Annotated in this window: 17 protein-coding genes and 1 pseudogene; 14 read left to right on the top strand and 4 right to left on the bottom strand. The window is 65.5% G+C overall.

Annotated features, from left to right (window positions below; translation table 11 throughout):
- The first annotated feature begins 51 nt into the window (after window positions 1-51).
- The 7 genes from ACREBX_RS17515 to ACREBX_RS17545 all read left to right on the top strand — a co-directional run bounded on the left by ACREBX_RS17515 (window position 52) and on the right by ACREBX_RS17545 (window position 6,370).
- The gene (locus tag ACREBX_RS17515) at window positions 52-396 is read left to right on the top strand and encodes a lipopolysaccharide assembly protein LapA domain-containing protein (RefSeq protein ID WP_431563017.1); all 345 of its coding nucleotides are present in this window, start codon (window positions 52-54) and stop codon (window positions 394-396) included.
- Complete coding sequence (gene pyrF, locus ACREBX_RS17520) at window positions 393-1,067, top strand: orotidine-5'-phosphate decarboxylase (RefSeq protein ID WP_431563018.1); 675 nt, start codon at window positions 393-395, stop codon at window positions 1,065-1,067. Before ACREBX_RS17515 ends, pyrF begins: the two co-directional genes overlap by 4 nt.
- Window positions 1,068-1,181: 114 nt before the next feature.
- Complete coding sequence (locus ACREBX_RS17525; protein ID WP_431563019.1) at window positions 1,182-1,814, top strand: phosphoribosylanthranilate isomerase; 633 nt, start codon at window positions 1,182-1,184, stop codon at window positions 1,812-1,814.
- Window positions 1,811-3,076 carry a tryptophan synthase subunit beta gene (gene trpB, locus ACREBX_RS17530; RefSeq protein WP_431563020.1) on the top strand — a complete coding sequence of 422 codons (1,266 nt, stop codon included), beginning with the start codon at window positions 1,811-1,813 and terminating at the stop codon, window positions 3,074-3,076. The genes ACREBX_RS17525 and trpB overlap by 4 nt, the downstream gene beginning before the upstream one ends.
- Window positions 3,077-3,263: 187 nt before the next feature.
- On the top strand, window positions 3,264-4,055 hold the full coding sequence (gene trpA / locus ACREBX_RS17535; protein ID WP_431563021.1) for a tryptophan synthase subunit alpha: 792 nt from the start codon (window positions 3,264-3,266) through the stop codon (window positions 4,053-4,055).
- Complete coding sequence (gene accD, locus ACREBX_RS17540; protein WP_431563022.1) at window positions 4,052-4,903, top strand: acetyl-CoA carboxylase, carboxyltransferase subunit beta; 852 nt, start codon at window positions 4,052-4,054, stop codon at window positions 4,901-4,903. Before trpA ends, accD begins: the two co-directional genes overlap by 4 nt.
- 150 nt (window positions 4,904-5,053) lie before the next feature.
- The gene (locus ACREBX_RS17545; RefSeq protein ID WP_431563023.1) at window positions 5,054-6,370 is read left to right on the top strand and encodes a bifunctional folylpolyglutamate synthase/dihydrofolate synthase; all 1,317 of its coding nucleotides are present in this window, start codon (window positions 5,054-5,056) and stop codon (window positions 6,368-6,370) included.
- On the opposite strand, the gene ACREBX_RS17550 is transcribed toward ACREBX_RS17545, so the two are convergent.
- Both ACREBX_RS17550 and ACREBX_RS17555 read right to left on the bottom strand, forming a co-directional pair.
- On the bottom strand, window positions 6,342-8,054 hold the full coding sequence (locus ACREBX_RS17550) for an AmpG family muropeptide MFS transporter (protein ID WP_431563024.1): 1,713 nt from the start codon (window positions 8,052-8,054) through the stop codon (window positions 6,342-6,344). The two genes, ACREBX_RS17545 and ACREBX_RS17550, sit on opposite strands and share 29 nt — an antisense overlap.
- Before the next feature lie 121 nt (window positions 8,055-8,175).
- Window positions 8,176-8,613, bottom strand: a complete 438-nt coding sequence (locus ACREBX_RS17555; protein ID WP_431563025.1) for a response regulator — start codon at window positions 8,611-8,613, stop codon at window positions 8,176-8,178.
- A 155-nt stretch (window positions 8,614-8,768) separates the two neighbouring features.
- Between ACREBX_RS17555 and ACREBX_RS17560 the strand changes: the two genes are divergently transcribed.
- From ACREBX_RS17560 to ACREBX_RS17570, 3 genes are read left to right on the top strand one after another with little or no spacing between them, the layout of a single operon-like run.
- On the top strand, window positions 8,769-9,629 hold the full coding sequence (locus tag ACREBX_RS17560; protein ID WP_431563026.1) for a pseudouridine synthase: 861 nt from the start codon (window positions 8,769-8,771) through the stop codon (window positions 9,627-9,629).
- On the top strand, window positions 9,629-10,180 hold the full coding sequence (rsmD, locus tag ACREBX_RS17565; protein WP_431563027.1) for a 16S rRNA (guanine(966)-N(2))-methyltransferase RsmD: 552 nt from the start codon (window positions 9,629-9,631) through the stop codon (window positions 10,178-10,180). The genes ACREBX_RS17560 and rsmD overlap by 1 nt, the downstream gene beginning before the upstream one ends.
- Before the next feature lie 50 nt (window positions 10,181-10,230).
- On the top strand, window positions 10,231-11,160 hold the full coding sequence (locus ACREBX_RS17570; protein WP_431563028.1) for a DMT family transporter: 930 nt from the start codon (window positions 10,231-10,233) through the stop codon (window positions 11,158-11,160).
- On the opposite strand, the gene ACREBX_RS17575 is transcribed toward ACREBX_RS17570, so the two are convergent.
- Both ACREBX_RS17575 and ACREBX_RS17580 read right to left on the bottom strand, forming a co-directional pair.
- Window positions 11,144-12,415, bottom strand: coding sequence for an MFS transporter (locus tag ACREBX_RS17575; protein ID WP_431563035.1), 1,272 nt, complete (start codon window positions 12,413-12,415; stop codon window positions 11,144-11,146). The genes ACREBX_RS17570 and ACREBX_RS17575 overlap by 17 nt on opposite strands.
- 81 nt (window positions 12,416-12,496) lie before the next feature.
- Entirely contained in the window at window positions 12,497-13,063 is a 567-nt protein-coding gene (locus ACREBX_RS17580) for a septal ring lytic transglycosylase RlpA family protein (protein WP_431563029.1), read from the bottom strand.
- A gap of 95 nt (window positions 13,064-13,158) precedes the next feature.
- On the opposite strand from ACREBX_RS17580, the gene ACREBX_RS17585 reads away from it, so the two are divergent.
- From ACREBX_RS17585 to ACREBX_RS17600, 4 genes and pseudogenes are all read left to right on the top strand, one after another.
- Window positions 13,159-14,043 (top strand): Rossmann-like and DUF2520 domain-containing protein, encoded by an 885-nt coding sequence (locus ACREBX_RS17585; protein ID WP_431563030.1) that lies wholly within the window; start codon window positions 13,159-13,161, stop codon window positions 14,041-14,043.
- A 10-nt stretch (window positions 14,044-14,053) separates the two neighbouring features.
- Window positions 14,054-16,366: an ATP-dependent helicase gene (locus ACREBX_RS17590; RefSeq protein ID WP_431563031.1), complete on the top strand. Its 2,313-nt coding sequence runs from the start codon at window positions 14,054-14,056 to the stop codon at window positions 16,364-16,366.
- 73 nt (window positions 16,367-16,439) lie between these two features.
- Window positions 16,440-17,384, top strand: a complete 945-nt coding sequence (locus ACREBX_RS17595) for a DUF4349 domain-containing protein (protein WP_431563032.1) — start codon at window positions 16,440-16,442, stop codon at window positions 17,382-17,384.
- Between the two features lie 53 nt (window positions 17,385-17,437).
- A pseudogene (locus tag ACREBX_RS17600) lies at window positions 17,438-17,773 on the top strand (aspartyl/asparaginyl beta-hydroxylase domain-containing protein); the annotation flags it as partial.

Below are 17,773 nucleotides of genomic sequence, written 5' to 3' on the forward strand. Positions count from 1 at the left end.
GCGGCAATCTGTCATAGGGTCGGCGCCAGACCGACAGAGGAGCAAGACGAAGTGGGAATCCTGCGCACGATCATCTGGGTCTTGTTGACCGCCATCCTCGTCATTTTCGCGATGGCAAACTGGATTCCCGTCACCGTCACGATCTGGCCGGGTCAGGTGCTCGACACCAAATTGCCAGTGCTGATCCTCACCGCGTTCCTGATCGGCAGCGTGCCGATGTGGATCGCGCTGCGCACGACACGCTGGTCGATGAAGCGCCGCCTCGACGCCAGCGAGCGGCAGGCGGCCGATTTGCGCGCGCTCGCCAACCGGCCAGTCGAGGTCACACCCGCTGCGGCGCCAGTCAACGACATCCCGCCCGCCCCATCCGACCTTTTCTCCACGGACAAGCCATGACCTCACCGCTTTATCTCGCCATCGACACCACGCACCTCGACGCTGCGCTGACGCTGGCGCAAAAGGTACGGCGCCACGTCGGCGGGCTAAAGCTCGGTCTCGAATTCTTCTGCGCCAACGGGCATCACGGCGTGCATGAAATGGCGAAGCTCGGCCTGCCGATCTTTCTCGACCTCAAGCTGCACGACATTCCGAACACCGTCGCCAAGGCGATCCAGGCGCTGCGCTCGCTCGAACCGGCGGTGTTGACGGTCCACGCCGCGGGCGGCCGCGCTATGCTTGAAGAAGCAAAGGCCGCTGCGGGTCTCAATACCAAGGTTGTCGCAGTCACCGTGCTGACCAGCCTCGACGCGCCCGATCTGGAGGACATCGGCGTCGGCGGCACACCGCACGATCAGGTCGTGCGCCTGGCGGCGCTTGCCCGCGAAGCCGGCCTCGACGGCATCGTCTGTTCGGGACAGGAAGTGAAAGCGGCGCGCAAGGCGTGGCCTGGCGGCTTTTACGTCGTCCCCGGGGTGCGCCCGGCGAACGGTAAGGTCGGCGACCAGAAGCGCGTCGTCACGCCGGCGCAAGCGATGGCCGACGGCGCGTCGATCCTTGTCGTCGGCCGCCCGATCAGCCAGTCGGCGGACCCAGACCTCGCGGCGCGCGAAATCGAAGCGACGCTTTAAAGCCATTTCCAATTCCCGTTCGTGTCGAGCGAAGTCGAGACACCCGTCGGAACAGCGAAAGGTCGAGGCGCATCTCGACTTCGCTCGATGCGAACGCACAAATAGAGTCTGACCATGCCCCCACTCGTCAAAATCTGCGGCCTCAAAACAATCGAAGAGGTCGATGCCGCCATCCGCCACGGCGCGACGCATATCGGTCTCAATCACTATGAGCCGAGCCCGCGCTATGTCGATCTCAAGACTGCGGCCGAGCTGCGCAAACGTGCCGGCGCGGGCAACGTCAAGGTCGCGCTGCTGCTGGTGAACGCATCGCAGCAACTCACCGGCGACGCGCTTGGCATGGTGCGCCCCGACATCATCCAGTTCCACGGCACCGAAACGCCCGAATGGCTCGGCGTCGTGAAGCGGCTGACCCCGGCGGAGGTCTGGAAGGCCGTCGGCCTGAAGGACGCCGATACACTCGTCCGGATTCAGAAATATCACGGCGTCGCCGACCGAATCCTGTTCGACGCGCCCGCCGCCGCCATGCCCGGCGGCACCGGCACGCGCTTCGACTGGTCGCTGCTCAAAAACCATCGCCACAGCATGGACTGGGGCATCGCGGGCGGCCTCACCCCCGAAAATGTCGCCGAAGCGATCGCCGCGACCGGCGCGCCGCTCGTCGACGTCTCCTCCGGCGTAGAAAGCGCGCCGGGCATCAAGGATGTGGACAAGATCGCCGCTTTCCTTAAAGCCGCCGGTCGATGACAGACTTACCCAACAGCCTCCGCACCGGCGCCCCCCCGCAAGCTAACAGCTTGCGCAGCCAGCCTGACGAGCGCGGCCATTTCGGCCAGTTCGGCGGCCGCTACGTCGCCGAAACGCTGATGCCGCTGATCCTCGATCTCGAACGCCACTATCGCGCGGCGCAAAAGGACAACGCCTTCAAGGCCGAGTTCGACTATCTGCTGAAGCATTATGTCGGCCGCCCCAGCCCGCTGTGGCTCGCCCAGCGCCTCACCGACCATCTGCGCGCGAGCGCCAGCGAAGGCTTCGGCGCGAAAATCTATCTGAAGCGCGAGGATTTGAACCACACCGGCGCGCACAAGATCAACAATTGCATCGGCCAGATCCTGCTCGCCAAGCGCATGGGCAAGACGAAGATCATCGCCGAAACGGGCGCGGGCCAGCACGGCGTCGCGACCGCGACCGTCGCCGCGCTGTTCGGCCTGCCCTGCACCATCTTCATGGGCGCGGTCGACGTCGCGCGGCAGCAGCCGAACGTGTTCCGCATGAAGCTGCTCGGTGCCGAAGTCGTCGCGGTCGAATCGGGCGCGAAGACACTCAAGGACGCGATGAACGAGGCGCTGCGCCACTGGGTCGCGAACGTCCACGACACTTTCTACATCATCGGCACCGTCGCCGGCCCGCACCCCTATCCCGAACTCGTCCGCGATTTCCAGTCGGTGATCGGCGACGAAGCTCGGACACAGATCCTCGAGGCCGAAGGCCGCCTCCCCGACATGCTGATCGCCCCCGTCGGCGGCGGCTCGAACGCGATCGGCCTGTTCCACCCCTTCCTCGACGACGCCGATGTCGAAATCGTCGGCGTCGAAGCCGCCGGCGAAGGTCTCGACGGCAAGCACGCCGCCAGCCTCGCGGGCGGGCGCCCCGGCATCCTCCACGGCAACAAGACCTATCTGCTGCAGGACGAGGACGGCCAGATCACCGAGGCACACAGCATTTCGGCGGGGCTCGACTATCCGGGCATCGGCCCCGAGCACAGCTGGCTCCACGAAATCGGCCGCGTCCGCTACGAACCGGTCACCGACGCCGAAGCGCTGGCGAGCTTCCAGAAGCTGACCCAACTCGAAGGTATCATCCCCGCGCTCGAAAGCGCGCACGCAATTGCCGCCGCCGAACGCATCGCGCCGACACTGGGCAAGGACAAGATCATCATCGTCAACTGCTCGGGCCGCGGCGACAAGGATATTTTCACGGTCGCCGATGCATTGGGGGTGGAACTGTAATGCAATCGAAGCCGTTGCGGATTTTTACCGATTTCTGTCTCTTTCTGGTCGTCTTGTCCTTTGCCGATCTGCTGTTTCGGCATGGCTTGAATTTTCGCGCATGGAATCTTGCCTCTGCAAGACTGGCCTATAATGCGAGCATTGCCGCCGTGATTGCGATTGTCTTTTATTTGAGGTCACCCTCCCGATGACCCGCTTCGCCGCCGCCTTCGCCAGGCCCCGCCCCGCGCTCGTCGCCTTCATCACCGCAGGCGACGGCAACACCGCCGCGAACCTCGACGCGCTCGTCGCGGGGGGTGCCGATGTGATCGAGCTCGGCATGCCCTTCACCGATCCGATGGCCGACGGCCCTGCGATCCAGGCCGCGAATCTGCGGAGCCTCGCCAAGGGCACGACCACCGCCGACATCTTCGCGATCGCCGCGGCTTTCCGCGACCGCCATCCCGATACCGCGCTCGTCCTGATGGGCTATGCCAATCCGATGACGATCCGCGGCGCCGACTGGTTCGCTGCCGAATGCGCCAAGGCCGGTGTCGATGGCGTCATCTGCGTCGACATTCCGGCGGAGGAAGACCCCGAACTCGGTCCCAGCCTCCGCGCCGCCGGCGTCGACCTCATCCGCCTCGCCACCCCCACCACCGACACCGCGCGCCTCCCCGCCGTGCTCGAAGGTGCCGGCGGCTTCCTCTATTACGTCTCGGTCGCCGGCATCACCGGGCAGCAACAGGCCGCGCAGGCGAGCATCGACGAAGCCGTCGCCCGCCTGAAAGCCGCCACCGACCTGCCCGTCGCGGTCGGCTTCGGCGTCCGCACCCCCGAACAGGCGGAGCAGGTCGCCAAGGTCGCCGACGGCGTCGTCGTCGGATCGGCCTTCATCGACATCATCGCGCAGCATGGCGACGCCGCCGCGCCATATGTCGAGACCTTCACCCGCTTACTCGCCGATGCTATCCACGGCGCAAAGGAGATCGCCGCATGAGCTGGCTCGATCGCGTTCGCAACGCGCTGCCCTTCGGGGCGAAACGCGACACCGCCGACAATCTCTGGCACAAATGCCGCCAGTGCCAGCAGATGGTGTTCGTCAAGGAATGGGAAGACAATCTCAACGTCTGCCCGCGCTGCGACCATCACGACCGCATCGGCGCGACCGAGCGTTTTGCTCAGTTGTTCGACGGTGGCTTGCATGAATTGATCAGCGCGCCCGCGGCGCCCGAAGACCCGCTGAAATTCCGCGACACCAAGAAATATGTCGACCGCATCAAGGCCGCGCGCGCGCAGACCGGCGACCGCGACGCCTATCAGAATGCGGCGGGCAAGATCGATGGCCAGCCGGTCGTGATCGGCGTCCAGGACTTCGCCTTCATGGGCGGATCGATGGGCGTCGCGGTCGGCGAAGCCTTTGTCGCCGGCGTCGAACAGGCAATCCGTCGCGGCTGCCCCTATATCGCAATCACCGCCGCGGGCGGCGCGCGCATGCAGGAAGGCACGCTGTCGCTGATGCAGATGCCGCGCGCAACCGTCGCGCTCGCGCGCCTGCGCCGCGCCGGCCTGCCTTATATCGTCCTGCTCACCGATCCGACGACCGGCGGCGTCACCGCAAGCTATGCGATGCTCGGCGACATCCAGATCAGCGAACCCAAGGCCCTCATCGGCTTCGCGGGCCAACGCGTGATCGAGAATACGATCCGCGAGAAGCTGCCCGAAGGCTTCCAGCGCGCCGAATATCTGCTCGATCACGGGATGATCGACATGGTCGTCCACCGCAAGGAGCTGCCCGAAACATTGGGCCGCGTGATCGGCTATCTCGCACCCGAAAAGGCGGCCTGAGCAGACCGTCGCAACGGAACGCGTGCTCTCTTTCTCGTCACCCCGGACTTGATCCGGGGCCTGCCTTTCTTAAAGGAATAGGCGGGTGCCGGGTCAAGCCCGGCATGACGGACGATGGGGAGGCTGCTTTCCTCTAATCGAGCTACAACCATGCCCGACCACGCCCACTCCTCCGACCCAGCGGTCCAAACCCAACTCGATCGCCTCGCCGCGCTCTCGCCCGGCCGCGACATCCTCGGACTCGACCGCATCGCCCAACTTTGCGCGCGCCTCGGCAACCCGCAAAACCGTCTCCCGCGCACCTTCCACGTCGCCGGCACCAACGGCAAGGGCTCGACCTGCGCCTATCTCCGCGCGATTCTCGAAGCGAGCGGACGCACGGTGCACAGCTACACCAGCCCGCACCTCGTCCGCTTCAACGAACGCATCCGCCTTGCCGGGACGCTGATCGACGACACCCTGCTCGCCGCACTGCTCGAAGAAGTGCTCGACGAAGCCGCCGACCTGCAAGCAAGCTTCTTCGAAGTCACCACCGCCGCCGCCTTCCTCGCCTTCGCGCGCATCCCCGCCGACGATTGCATTATCGAGGTCGGGCTCGGCGGCCGCCTCGATGCGACCAACATCATCCCGCCGCCGGCGGTGTGCGGCATAGCTTCGCTCGGCATCGACCATGAAGCCTTCCTGCTTGCCCCCGAAAACGGAACGCCCATCGATCCGGCGATGCGCATCGCGTGGGAGAAGGCGGGCATCATCAAAGCCGACACGCCCGTCGCGACGCTCGGCTATCCGCCGGGCGTACGCGACATCATCGCCGCCATGGTCGCCTCCGTCGGCGCCACGCTATTTCCCGAAGGAAACGGCTGGACGATAGAGGTTGAGGGCGACAGCTTTCGCTGGACCTCGAAACTGGGCTCGGTCGCGGAATCGATGCGTCCGCGCATGGCCGGGCCGCACCAGATGCGCAACGCCGGCCTCGCCATCGCGATGCTGCGTCTCGCCCCGGGCCCGCAGCCGACCGACGAAGCGATCGCCCGCGGCGTCGCGGGCGCCTTCTGGCCGGGCCGCATGCAGCGCCTCGGCCCCGGCCCCCTCGCCGCGCTGTTGCCCGGCCGCACCGAAATCTGGCTCGACGGCGCACATAATGTCGACGCGGGCCTCGCGCTCGCACACCAGTTCGTGGACGAGCCACGGCGCGTCCATCTCATCACCGGTATGCTCGCGAACAAGGATCCGGCAGCTATCGTCGCACCGCTAGCCGATCTCCTTGCCAGCCTGACCGTCGTCCCCGTCCCGGGGCACGAGCATCATGGCGCCGAAGCGTTCGGCGCCGATGCAAAGGCTGCCGCTTCGGTTACCCACGCGCTGCGCGATCTTGATGTCGATCCGGTGCGTGAAATCGTCCTGATCGCGGGCTCGCTCTATCTTGCCGGCGAAGTGCTCAGCGCGAACCTGCAGTTTCCGGACTGACGGCCCGAATCGACGCTTCTGGTATCTCAACCTCGCCCGCCGTGCCGATCGAACGATCGACAAGGCCCGAGCGCATCATCCACCAGAAGATCAGGATGCCGGGAACGGCCAGCGCGGTGGTCAGCAGGTAGAAATCGACGTAACCGAACTCTTCGATCAGCTTGCCCGCGCTGGTCCCGGTGAGGAACCGCCCGAGGATACTCGCGGCGGCCGAGAAGAGTGCGAAATGGGTCGCGGTAAAGCGCAGATCGGCCAAAGCCGACAGATAGGCGACGACGCAGACCCCGCCGATCCCGCTGGCGAAATTCTCGAACCCGATCGCGCCCGCCATGCCCCAATTACTGTGTCCCGCCGCGGCGAGGCCCGCGAAGCTGAAATTGGAAATCGCCATCAGGATAAGGCTGAGCAGCACCGATCGCTTCATGCCGAGCCGCGCATAGATGATGCCGCCGACGAACACCCCGGCGAGCAGCGCCCAAAACCCCAGCCCGACGTCATAGAATGCGATTTCGTCGTTAGTGTAGCCGAGATCTTCGAACAATAGCCGGAAGGTCAGGTTGGCGAGCGTGTCGCCGATCTTGTGCAACAGCAGAAAGAAGAGAATCAGAATCGCCCCTTCGCGCGAGAAAAACTCCGCCAGTGGTCCGACGGCGTCCTTGTCGGCGGGCTGGCCTTCGCGCGACTTGGCCGGCAAGACGACCAGCGCCCCGATGACGAGCGCGCCCACGGCAAGGACCACCCCAAGGAGCGTCGACCCCGCATAGGCAGCGATCACCCCCCAATCCGCCGCCAGCACAGCGACCAGCGCCAGCGCCGGGAGCGCGATGATCCAGTTGATGTGCCCGCTCCACCCGATGTCGCGGGCGCGCCGGGCACTGAGGTCGAACAGCGGGAACAAATATCCGACGAGGACCATCAGCGTCAGGATGCCGACGCCCAACCACTGGTCGATCTGTCGCGCGATCAGAAAAGCGACCGGAAAGCTTGCGATGAAGAGCGCATAGTGAGCACGGGACAGGAACGCTGGCCAATGGCGCTCGACCTTGCGTTCGGGCTCACCCATCACCAATCCGGTGATGATCGCCGGGAGAACCAGCGCCGCGCATACCATATAGGCAACGCCCCAACCGGCGCGTTCGGCGACGACCAGCGCCAAGGCACCCGCCACCGCTGCACCGATGCGCCAGCCATATTGCGACATGCCCGAACCCGTGCCCAATTGTCCGGGCGCAAGCAGTTCGATTCGATAGGCGTCGATCACGATGTCATACGTCGCACCGGCGAGCCCGACCGCGATCGCCGCCAGCGCCACGACCGCAAGCGAAGCCTTCGGATCGAGGTTGCCCAGCACCGACACGGCGACGAAAACAAGCGCGCCGACAAGGATTAGCCATGATCGCCGCTGGCCGATCCGCCCGAGGACGGGAATGCGAAACCGGTCGATCGCGGGTGCCCACGCCCATTTCAGATTATAGGCGAGAAAGGTAAGTGCAAAGGCCGTGACGGAGGATTTCTCGATCCCGTCCTGTGCGAGGCGCGTCGTCAGCGTCGCGCCAATCATCGCGAACGGGAAACCCGACGATATACCGAGGAACAGCGCAGCCAAGGGTGCAGGCTCCAGATAGGGCCGCAGACTGTCGCGCCACCCCTTCGGTGCCGGCATCGCCGCATCTGTCGCCATCATATTCCCCCTTTTGGACCTGTGACGGGCCGCGGCCGGTCGCATCTTGGCCTAAAGCGTTGGGGATAAATTGGAAGCGACTAATTGGCTGCCGATCCGACGTGCGCGGTCGGCCCGTCGCATCTCACGCCGCGGCGGGGCGCCAGAAGGTCGTCAGCCCGCTCACCTTGCGCGGCGCCTGGTTCTTGCACGTCATCGTCTCGACCGCTTTCAGCGCCGAAACCAGCGCCGACGCGCTGTGCGGCTTACCGAGGCAGGCGATGGCGATGTCGGCGGCATCGGCGGGGCATTGGCCGGTCACCAGCAGCACGGCGATACCGCGGTCGCGTGCGAGCCGGGCAACCTCGCGCCCGGTCATGTGCCCTGCAAGGCCCAGGTCGAGGACCACCGCGTCGATCGGCTCGGCGGCGATGATCGCTACCGCAGCTTCACCCGAATCGACCGTCGCGACGATGTCGTATCCGCCGAGTTTCAGCGTGTGCTCATTGTCGAACGCGGTCAGCGGATCATCCTCGATGATCAGCAACCGCTTGATGCAGGTGGGGCGGTGGGCGAAGAGCATGATGACTCCCTTTAACATCGCCATGACTCGCTCCGCGCCGTCCTGCAAGATTGCTTCTGCTTGCCATCGACGAAGCGAGTCTTTTCCGGCTATGAGCGTGATCACAACGCAACACTATTTTCCTTGAAAACGACAAGAAAGCCGCATCCGTTCCGATGACGACACGCCGTCCACCCCGCTCCGCGCCCCGCTCGGCGCCCAAAGCCTCTGGCGACCGCGACGCGCCCAAGGGCCGCCGCGCCGCACGCGGTGCCGCGACTGCACTCAAAACGAAGCCCGCCGAGGCCGAGCGCGAGGATGGACCGCAGCGCATCGCCAAGCTGCTCGCGCGCGCCGGCGTCGGGTCGCGCCGTGACGTCGAGCGCATGGTCGAGGAAGGACGCATCGCGCTGAATGGCCAGGTCATCGTCCATCCCGCGCCGCTGCTCACCTCGCTCGAAGGATTGACCGTCGATGGCAACCCCGTCGCCAAGCCCGTCTCGACGCGCCTCTATCGCTTCAACAAGCCCGCGGGCTGCATCACCGCGGCGCGCGATCCCAAGGGACGCAAGACGATCTATGACTTGCTGCCCAAGGACCTTCCGCGCCTGATGCCCGTCGGCCGTCTCGATTATAACACCGAAGGGCTGCTGCTCCTCACCAACGACGGCGAGTTCAAACGTCAGCTCGAACTGCCGGCAAGCGGCGTCGAGCGCACCTATCGCGCCCGCGCCTTCGGCGACATCAGCCAGGCGCAGCTCGAGGAACTCGCGATGGGGATCGAGATCGACGGTGTCCGCTACGGAAAAATCGACGCCAACCTCGAACGCCGCACGGGCCGCAACCAGTGGGTCGAAATGACGCTGACCGAGGGCAAGAACCGCGAAGTCCGCAAGGTGCTCGAACATTTCGGGCTGCAGGTCAGCCGCCTGATCCGCACGCGTTACGGCGCGTTCGAGCTGGGCGGCATGCCGCTCGGTGCGGTCGATGTCGTCCCGCGCGACGAATTGTTCAAATTCCGGCGGCACCTCGGCTGATGCGCATCATCGCTGGCGAATGGCGCGGCCGCACGTTGCTCGCGCCCAAGAATGACGCGACGCGCCCGACCGCGGATCGCACGCGCGAGACGCTCTTCTCGATGCTGACGAGCCGCGTCGGCAGTTTCGAGGGGCTTGTCGTCGCCGACCTGTTCGCCGGATCGGGCGCGCTCGGGATCGAGGCACTGTCGCGCGGCGCCGAACAATGCCTGTTCGCCGAGCAGGATCGCGACGCGCTCGACGTGCTGCGCAAGAATTTGGCCACATTCGGCGCAGCAGCGCGTGCGGATATTCGCGCCGGATCGGTTCTCGCATTGGGGCCGGCCCGCCGCACCTACGACCTGCTGTTGCTCGACGCGCCTTACGACACCGGCGCCGGCAGCGTGGCGCTCGACAAGCTTAACCGCCTCGGCTGGATCGGCCCCGACAGCTGGATATCGATCGAAACCGGCGAGAAGGAAATGGTCGAGGTCGCGGGTTTCGAAATCGACGCGACACGCAAGGTCGGCAAGGCGAAGCTGACGCTGCTTGTCCCGGCGGGTCGGCTTTGATCGCAAGAAGCGGGATGCTTCGCCATTCCATTCGCCGCTAGGGCCGGGTCATGACAGCACCAATCAACTTCCGGATGGGCGCCGCCGAATGGGGCATGTTGATCCTGCTCTCGATCCTGTGGGGAGGCTCTTTCTTCTTTCTCGGCATAGCGCTGCGCGAGGTTCCGCCCTTCACCCTGGTCCTCGCCCGCCTTGGCCTCTCGTCGCTGCTGATGCTGGGCTTCATGGCCGCCACCCGCCGCACCATGGCGCGCCGCGCCGGGCTGTGGCCCGCGCTTTTTCTTCTCGCCCTGCTCAACACCGCGCTCCCCTTCTCGCTTTTCGCCTATGCGCAGACCCAGATCGCAAGTGGCCTTGCCTCGATCCTCAACGCGACCACCCCGCTCTGGGGCGTGATCGTCGCGCATCTTTTTACCCCCGACGAAAAGGCCACGCCCGCGAAACTCGTCGGTGTCGGCGCGGGCATCGCCGGGGTCGCGGTGATGATTGGCGGCGGTGCGCTGTCGGGGATCGGCGCCAGCCTCTCCGCGCAACTGGCCTGTCTTGGCGCGACCTTCTGCTACGCGCTCGCCGGGGTCTACGGCCGCCGGTTCCGCGCTTGGGGCGTCGGCCCGCTCGACGTCGCGACGGGGCAGCTTCTCGCGGGCGCGCTGCTCATTTTGCCGGTCGCGCTGTTCGTCGACGCCCCCTGGCGGCTTGCACTTCCCGGCACAGCCACGCTCTTTGCGATCGGCGGGCTCGCGCTGCTTTCAACAACGGTCGCCTATTTCCTCTATTTCAGTCTGATCGCGCGCGCCGGTGCGACCAATGCGCTGCTCGTCACGCTACTCATTCCGGTCACCGCGATCCTTCTCGGCACCCTGCTACTCGGCGAAGTGCTGCTGCCGCGGCACTGGGTCGGTATGGCGCTGATCGCCGCCGGGTTCGTCGCGATCGACGGCCGGCTCGTCGGCCGTTTTCGCGTCAGGCGTCCCGCCTGATCCCCTGTTGCCGCACCATCAGCAGCCCCAGCCAGCTCACCACACCCGCGAGCGCAAGATAAAGGCCAACAGTTTCGGTCCCGCCCCATTCGGCGAGCGCCTGCGCGATGATCGGCGCCATCGCGCCGCCCAATATCCCGCCCGCGTTGAACGCGACCGACGCACCCGTATAGCGGACATGCACGGGGAACAGGCCGGTCAGCCAGCTGCCGAGCGGACCGTAGACGAGTCCCATGACGAACAGCGCCGCGGCAAGGCCGAGGAAGATCAGCAGCCAGCTTCCCGATGCCAGCGCCGGCCCGAACACAAACCCGATGAGCACCGTCGCGCCGCAACCCCAGGCCAGCACGCGTTGTTCACTCGTTGCATCGCTGACATAGCCCGCGAAAATGATTCCGACCGCCATGAGGAGGATCGCGCCGAGCTGGATCAGCAGGAACTGTTCCTTCGGATATCCAAGCGCCTGTGTCCCGTGGCCGAGCGCAAAACTCGTCGCAAGATAGAAGATCGCGAAACAGGCGACGACCGCGAACGTCCCCGCGAGCGTCGCAACCAGATGATACCGAAACAGGTCGCCGATCGGCACCGCCACCGGCGCGTCCTTCTCCAGCGCCTCGGCAAAGTCGGGTGTTTCTTCGATCTTGAGCCGTACCCACAGCCCCAGTCCGACGAGCACCGCCGACAGCAGGAACGGAATACGCCAGCCCCACGCGGCGAAATCGGCGTCGTTGAGGCCCAGTCCCAGTAGCAGGAACAGCCCGTTCGCTGCAATAAATCCGACAGGTGCACCCAATTGTGGGAACATACCGAAGCGCGATTTCCAACCCGGCGGCGCATTCTCGACCGCGAGCAACGCCGCCCCGCCCCACTCGCCACCGAGTCCAAAGCCCTGGCCGAAACGCAGGATGCAGAGCAGCAAGGGCGCGACCCATCCGACCATCGCATAGGTCGGCAGGAAGGCGATCAGCAACGTCGAGGCGCCCATCAGCATCAGCGACGCAACGAGTGTCGACTTGCGCCCGATCCGGTCGCCATAATGGCCGAACACGATCGCCCCGACGGGCCGCGCGAAAAAGGCGAGGCCGAAGGTCATGAAGCTGTACATCAACTGCGCCGAGTCCGAGCTCTCGGGAAAGAAGAGCGGCCCGAACACCAGCGCCGCTGCGGTGCCATAGATATAGAAATCGTAAAATTCGACTGCGGTGCCGACGAGGCTCGCGGTCAGGATGCGCCGATGCGCCCGGTAAGGTGCCAGATCCACGGGCTATACTCTCCCCTTTGGTTCGCCGCCGCTTTGGACGCCTTGCCCCGTCCGGCGCAAGGCGCAATGCGCCCGCTATTGCCCTTTGGCGAAAAGGCGCGCGCGAAGGCGTTGCAGTTCCTGCCCCGACAAAGGCTCGATCCGCGCGGCAGCCCTGCCCTCGCGCAGTCGTTTGCGGTCCTTCTCCGACGGATCGATCCGGCGCACGCGCACCGACCCGTGGCCCTGAGTCTTCATCCCCAGCTCCTCCGCCGCGCCGCGCGACAGGTCGATGATCCGCCCGAGCGCAAACGGCCCGCGATCGTTGACCCGCACGATGATCCGCCGCCCCGTATCGAGCGCCGTGACCTCGACATAGGTCGGCAGCGGCAATGTGGTGTGCGCAGCGGTGAACCAGCCCGGCCGGAATTGTTCGCCATTGGCGGTGCGGTTCCCTGACTCGCTGCCGTACCAACTTGCATAACCCACCGCATCGTAGGCGGGCGCGGCGGCGGGGACATAGGTTGTGCCGCGGATAATATAGGCCGGACCGATCCGCACGGGGGTGTCGGTCACGGGCCGGAAATTTCCCCCGGCGCAGGCTGAAAGGGCCAGGACCGCACATGCAGCGCCGGCCAATCGAATGATCTGATATTCCCGCATGCCCCGACCCTAGATGCGCGAAAGGGTAAGAGAAAGTCCCCTCGACACCGTGGGCCGCAATTGGCGAAATGACATCCACAGCGTAAAGCCCACACATGGACACTCCCCGCTTTCGCCAGATCGGCATCGTCGGCGCGGGCCGCGTCGCAGCGGCGCTGGCTCTCGCCTTCGCTCCGCACTCGGCAGCTCCGCCCATGCTGTGGAGCCGGACCGCCGAGCGCACTCGCGCTGCCGCCGCCCGAATTGGCCGCACCGTCGTCGCGGCGCATGCCGAGGGATTGATGCGCATGTGCGACATCGTCGCGATCGCGGTATCCGACGACGCAATTGAAAGTGTTGCGGACGATTTGGCGCGGCTGCTACCGCCCGGTTCCGCGCCCATGGTCTTTCATGTCAGCGGACGCAGCGGCGTCGCGATCCTCGAACCGCTGCGCGCCGCGGGCGCGCCGACAGCTGCGATTCATCCCGCCATGACCTTCACCGGCGATCCGGGCGGCGAAACCCAGCGGATGGCCGGAGCGCGCTTTGCCGTCACAGGCTCAACGCCCGAGGCGACCGCGCAAGCCGAACATATCGTCGCCCTGCTCGGCGGCATTGCCGTGGAAATCGCGGAAGATCGCCGGTCGCTTTATCACGCCGCACTCTGCCACGCGTCAAACCATCTGGTCACGCTCATCGCCGGAGCCGCGAACGCGCTGCGCGATGCCGGGGTCGACGATCCTTCGGCGATGCTTGCGCCCCTCGTCCGCGCGGCGCTCGAAAACAGCCTCGACCACGGTTTCGCAGGATTATCCGGCCCGCTGCTGCGCGGCGACGCGCAGACGATCGGCGGTCATCTCGATACGCTCAAGGCCCACAGCCCGGACCTCCTGCCCGTCTATCGCGCGATGGCGCGCGCCACGCTCGGCGAATTGAAACGCAGCGGAACTACGCCCTCTGCCCGCCTCACCGCACTGGACAGCCTGCTCGCTGTTCCCTAATCGTTCGCGCGTGAACGATACCCCCGCCTCCCTGCCCGACCTGTCCTCGCCAAACCCCTCGGACCCGCCTTATCTGCAAGGACTGAACGGTCCGCAGCGGCAAGCGGTGCTGACGACCGAAGGCCCGGTGCTGATGCTCGCGGGCGCCGGCACCGGCAAGACCGCGGCACTCACCGCACGCCTCGCGCATATCATGGCGACGCGCCGCGCCTGGCCGTCCGAAATCCTCGCGGTGACCTTCACCAACAAGGCGGCGCGCGAGATGCGCGAACGCATCGGGCGGATGGTCGGCGACGTCGTCGAGGGCATGCCGTGGCTCGGCACTTTCCACAGCATCGCGGCGAAGATGCTCCGCCGCCACGCCGAGCTTGTCGGGCTACAAAGCAACTTCACCATCCTCGACACCGACGACCAGCTCCGTGTCCTGAAACAGCTGATCCAGGCCGAAGGGCTCGACGAGAAGCGCTGGCCCGCGCGCCAGCTCGCCGGACTGATCGACAAATGGAAGAACCGCGGGCTCGTTCCCACCGATCTCGACGCCGCCGACAAGGAATCCTACGCCGACGGCAAGGGCCAGCATTTCTACGCGCTGTATCAGGCGCGGCTGAAGACGCTCAACGCCTGCGATTTCGGCGACCTGCTGCTCCACATGCTAGTGATCCTGAAGACTCACCGCGACGTGCTGGCGCAATATCAGGATCGTTTCAAATATATCCTCGTCGACGAATATCAGGATACCAACGCCAGCCAATATTTATGGCTCAGGTTGCTCGCGCAAACTCGGAAAAATATCTGCTGCGTCGGTGATGACGACCAGTCGATCTATTCTTGGCGCGGTGCCGAGGTCGCGAACATCCTGCGCTTCGAAAAGGATTTCCCGGGCGCGACCGTGATCCGCCTCGAACAGAATTACCGTTCGACGCCGCAGATTCTCGCCGCCGCCTCGGCGCTGATCGCGCAGAACTCGGGCCGCCTCGGCAAGACGCTTTGGACCGACCTCGAACCCGGCGATAAGCTCCGCGTCGTCGGCGTGTGGGACGGGCCCGAAGAAGCGCGGCGCATCGGCGAGGAACTCGAAAGCCTCCAGCGCCAGCGCGTCTCGCTCGAACGCGCCGCGATCCTTGTCCGTGCGCAGTTCCAGACGCGCGAATTCGAAGACCGCTTCATCGCGATCGGCATGCCGTACCGTATCGTCGGGGGTTTCCGTTTCTACGAGCGCGCCGAAATCCGCGACGCGCTCGCTTATCTGCGCCTCGTTCAATCGCCCGCCGACGATCTCGCTTTCGAACGCATCATCAACACGCCCAAACGCGGGCTCGGCGACAAGGCGCTCGCCCGCATCCACCAGTTCGCGCGGCACGAGCGCGCGCCGCTTCTCCATGCCGCTTCGCGCATCACCGAAACCGACGAGCTGACGCCGCAGGCGCGCCGCCAGCTCGCGAACTTCATCGCCCAGATGCGCGGCTGGCAGACGAAGGCCAACGAGCTGTCGCACCCCGAACTCACCCAGCTGATCCTCGACGAATCGGGCTACACCGCGATGCTCCAGGCCGACCGCAGCATCGAAGCCGCGGGCCGGCTTGAGAACCTTTCCGAACTCGTCCGCGCGATGGAGGAATATGAATCGCTCGAGGCGTTCCTCGAACATGTCAGCCTCGTGATGGACCGCGACAACAACGACACCACCGAAACCGTTACGATCATGACGATCCACGCCGCAAAGGGTCTCGAATTCGACCATGTCTTCCTCGCCGGCTGGGAGGATGGCGTCTTCCCGTCGCAGCGCTCGATGGACGAAGGCGGGACGCAGAGCCTCGAGGAAGAACGCCGCCTCGCCTATGTCGCAATCACCCGCGCCCGCCAGCGCGCGAGCATCTATCATGCCGCCAACCGGCGCATTTACGGCCAGTGGGTCAGCAGCATCCCCAGCCGCTTCATCGCCGAAATTCCGCCCGAGCATGTCGATAGCGAGAACAGCTTCGGCGGCGGGGCGAGCCTGTGGCGCGCCAACTGGTCGGCGCAAGGCGACCCTTTCGCGCATGTCGCAGAACGCCAGTCGGCGCGCACGATGACGCGGGGTCCCGCGTGGCAGCGCGCGACGGCGCAATCGTCGACGATCACCCGCGCCCCCGCGCCCTCGGAACGCGGCCCCGCGGCCTCGGTCGGCGCCAAGGCGCGCGCTGACCTCGCGATCGGGATGCGCGTATTCCACGAGAAGTTCGGCTATGGTGACATCGCCGACATCGACGGCAACAAACTCGAAGTCGAGTTCGAACAAGCGGGCAGCAAAAGGGTGTTGGACAGCTTCGTCAAGCTCGCCTGAAATCGATTGTCTACTCTTTCAATTATGATATGCCATATCATGCGGCCGCGAGTCGCATGTTGGGAGAGACTTCATGAAAACCAAGCTCTTAGCGAGCGCGATGGCGCTTGCCCTGATCGGCTGTTCGGAAAAAAACTCGGATTCCCTGAGAGAAGCTCCTGCCTATGACATGGCGCCGGTCGATGCCTCCGAAGTGGCGCCGACCCAGTCCATTCCCGCGCCCGTGGCCGCTCCCCCGTCCGCGATGCGCAGTCCCAATATCGGCGTCTCGTCGGCGCCCGGGGTCGCGTTCAATTATTCCTATGCCTTCCGTCTCGATGATAATCGCATCGCAAAGGTTCAGGAGGACCATGCCGCCGCATGCGAAGCGCTGGGCATCAACCGCTGCCGTATCGCCGGGATGACGTATCGCCTGGTGCGCGAAAATGAGGTTGAAGCACAACTCCTCTTCAAGCTCGATCCTGCGATAGCCCGCAAATTCGGCCGCGATGCCCTCGCAAGCGTCGAAAAGGCGAAAGGCGTGCTCGCGGCGACGCGGATCAGCGGCGAGGATGTCGGAACCCGGATCAGTGACTCGCAGCGCCGCAGCGCCGACCTCAATGCCGAGATCGCGCGCCTTGAATCGCGGCTCAGGCAGGGTGGTCTCGGCGATCGCGAGCGCGCTGAATTGCAACACCAGATCGCAGGAATGCGCCAACAGCTCGACGGCGAACGCGACACCCGTAGAACGGGCGAAGCAACGCTTGCGACCACGCCGATGCAATTCGACTATGTCGGTACGGAGGGCCTTCCCGGCATCGGCTATGGTAACCCGTTCAGCGACGCGCTGAATATGCTGGTGCATAGCGGCAGCGTGATGCTGTCCTTCATCCTCGTTGTCGGCGCGGCCGTCCTGCCGTGGGCGGCCCTCTTCGCGATCCTGTTGGTGATCTGGCGCACCGTCCCGGCGCGCCGCCTGCGCAAATGGCTTCGTGGCAGCGGGCGACGCGCGACGGATGCGCTACCGCCCGAAAGCTGACCCGCGGCGGGGCGTCGCTTGCAAAGGTTCGATGCTGCGTTATGGCAAGAGGCATGACGCAGCGGACGACATGGCTGGACCGGGCGCGCGACGCCCATCGCCGCGGCGATATTGCGGCGGAAACCGCGGCGCTCGACGATGCGATCCGCGCCGACCGCGGCAATATAGCGGTGCTGCTCGCCATGGCCGAGCTCAAGCGCCGCCTCGCCGACGATCGTGCGGCGGGGAGCTTTTACCGGCTGGCACTCGGCACCGCAGCACAAGCCCGGAGCGTCCCTCCTGCCCTCCATCCCGGCCTCCAGCGCGCCGAACAATTCCTCGCCGAAACCGACCGCGCCTTTGCCGATCATCTTCTCGGCCAGTTGCGCGGTGCCGGGATCGACGCCGGC

This window comes from Sphingopyxis sp. (assembly GCF_050725655.1).
GTDB lineage: Bacteria > Pseudomonadota > Alphaproteobacteria > Sphingomonadales > Sphingomonadaceae > Sphingopyxis.

Coding starts and splice junctions, on each gene's coding strand:
- pyrF (WP_431563018.1), top strand. CDS start 393: ATGACCTCACCGCTTTATCTCGCCATCGACACCACGCACCTCGACGCT.
- ACREBX_RS17525 (WP_431563019.1), top strand. CDS start 1,182: ATGCCCCCACTCGTCAAAATCTGCGGCCTCAAAACAATCGAAGAGGTC.
- trpB (WP_431563020.1), top strand. CDS start 1,811: ATGACAGACTTACCCAACAGCCTCCGCACCGGCGCCCCCCCGCAAGCT.
- trpA (WP_431563021.1), top strand. CDS start 3,264: ATGACCCGCTTCGCCGCCGCCTTCGCCAGGCCCCGCCCCGCGCTCGTC.
- accD (WP_431563022.1), top strand. CDS start 4,052: ATGAGCTGGCTCGATCGCGTTCGCAACGCGCTGCCCTTCGGGGCGAAA.
- ACREBX_RS17545 (WP_431563023.1), top strand. CDS start 5,054: ATGCCCGACCACGCCCACTCCTCCGACCCAGCGGTCCAAACCCAACTC.
- ACREBX_RS17550 (WP_431563024.1), bottom strand. CDS start 8,054: ATGATGGCGACAGATGCGGCGATGCCGGCACCGAAGGGGTGGCGCGAC.
- ACREBX_RS17555 (WP_431563025.1), bottom strand. CDS start 8,613: ATGCTCTTCGCCCACCGCCCCACCTGCATCAAGCGGTTGCTGATCATC.
- ACREBX_RS17560 (WP_431563026.1), top strand. CDS start 8,769: ATGACGACACGCCGTCCACCCCGCTCCGCGCCCCGCTCGGCGCCCAAA.
- rsmD (WP_431563027.1), top strand. CDS start 9,629: ATGCGCATCATCGCTGGCGAATGGCGCGGCCGCACGTTGCTCGCGCCC.
- ACREBX_RS17570 (WP_431563028.1), top strand. CDS start 10,231: ATGACAGCACCAATCAACTTCCGGATGGGCGCCGCCGAATGGGGCATG.
- ACREBX_RS17580 (WP_431563029.1), bottom strand. CDS start 13,063: ATGCGGGAATATCAGATCATTCGATTGGCCGGCGCTGCATGTGCGGTC.
- ACREBX_RS17585 (WP_431563030.1), top strand. CDS start 13,159: ATGGACACTCCCCGCTTTCGCCAGATCGGCATCGTCGGCGCGGGCCGC.
- ACREBX_RS17595 (WP_431563032.1), top strand. CDS start 16,440: ATGAAAACCAAGCTCTTAGCGAGCGCGATGGCGCTTGCCCTGATCGGC.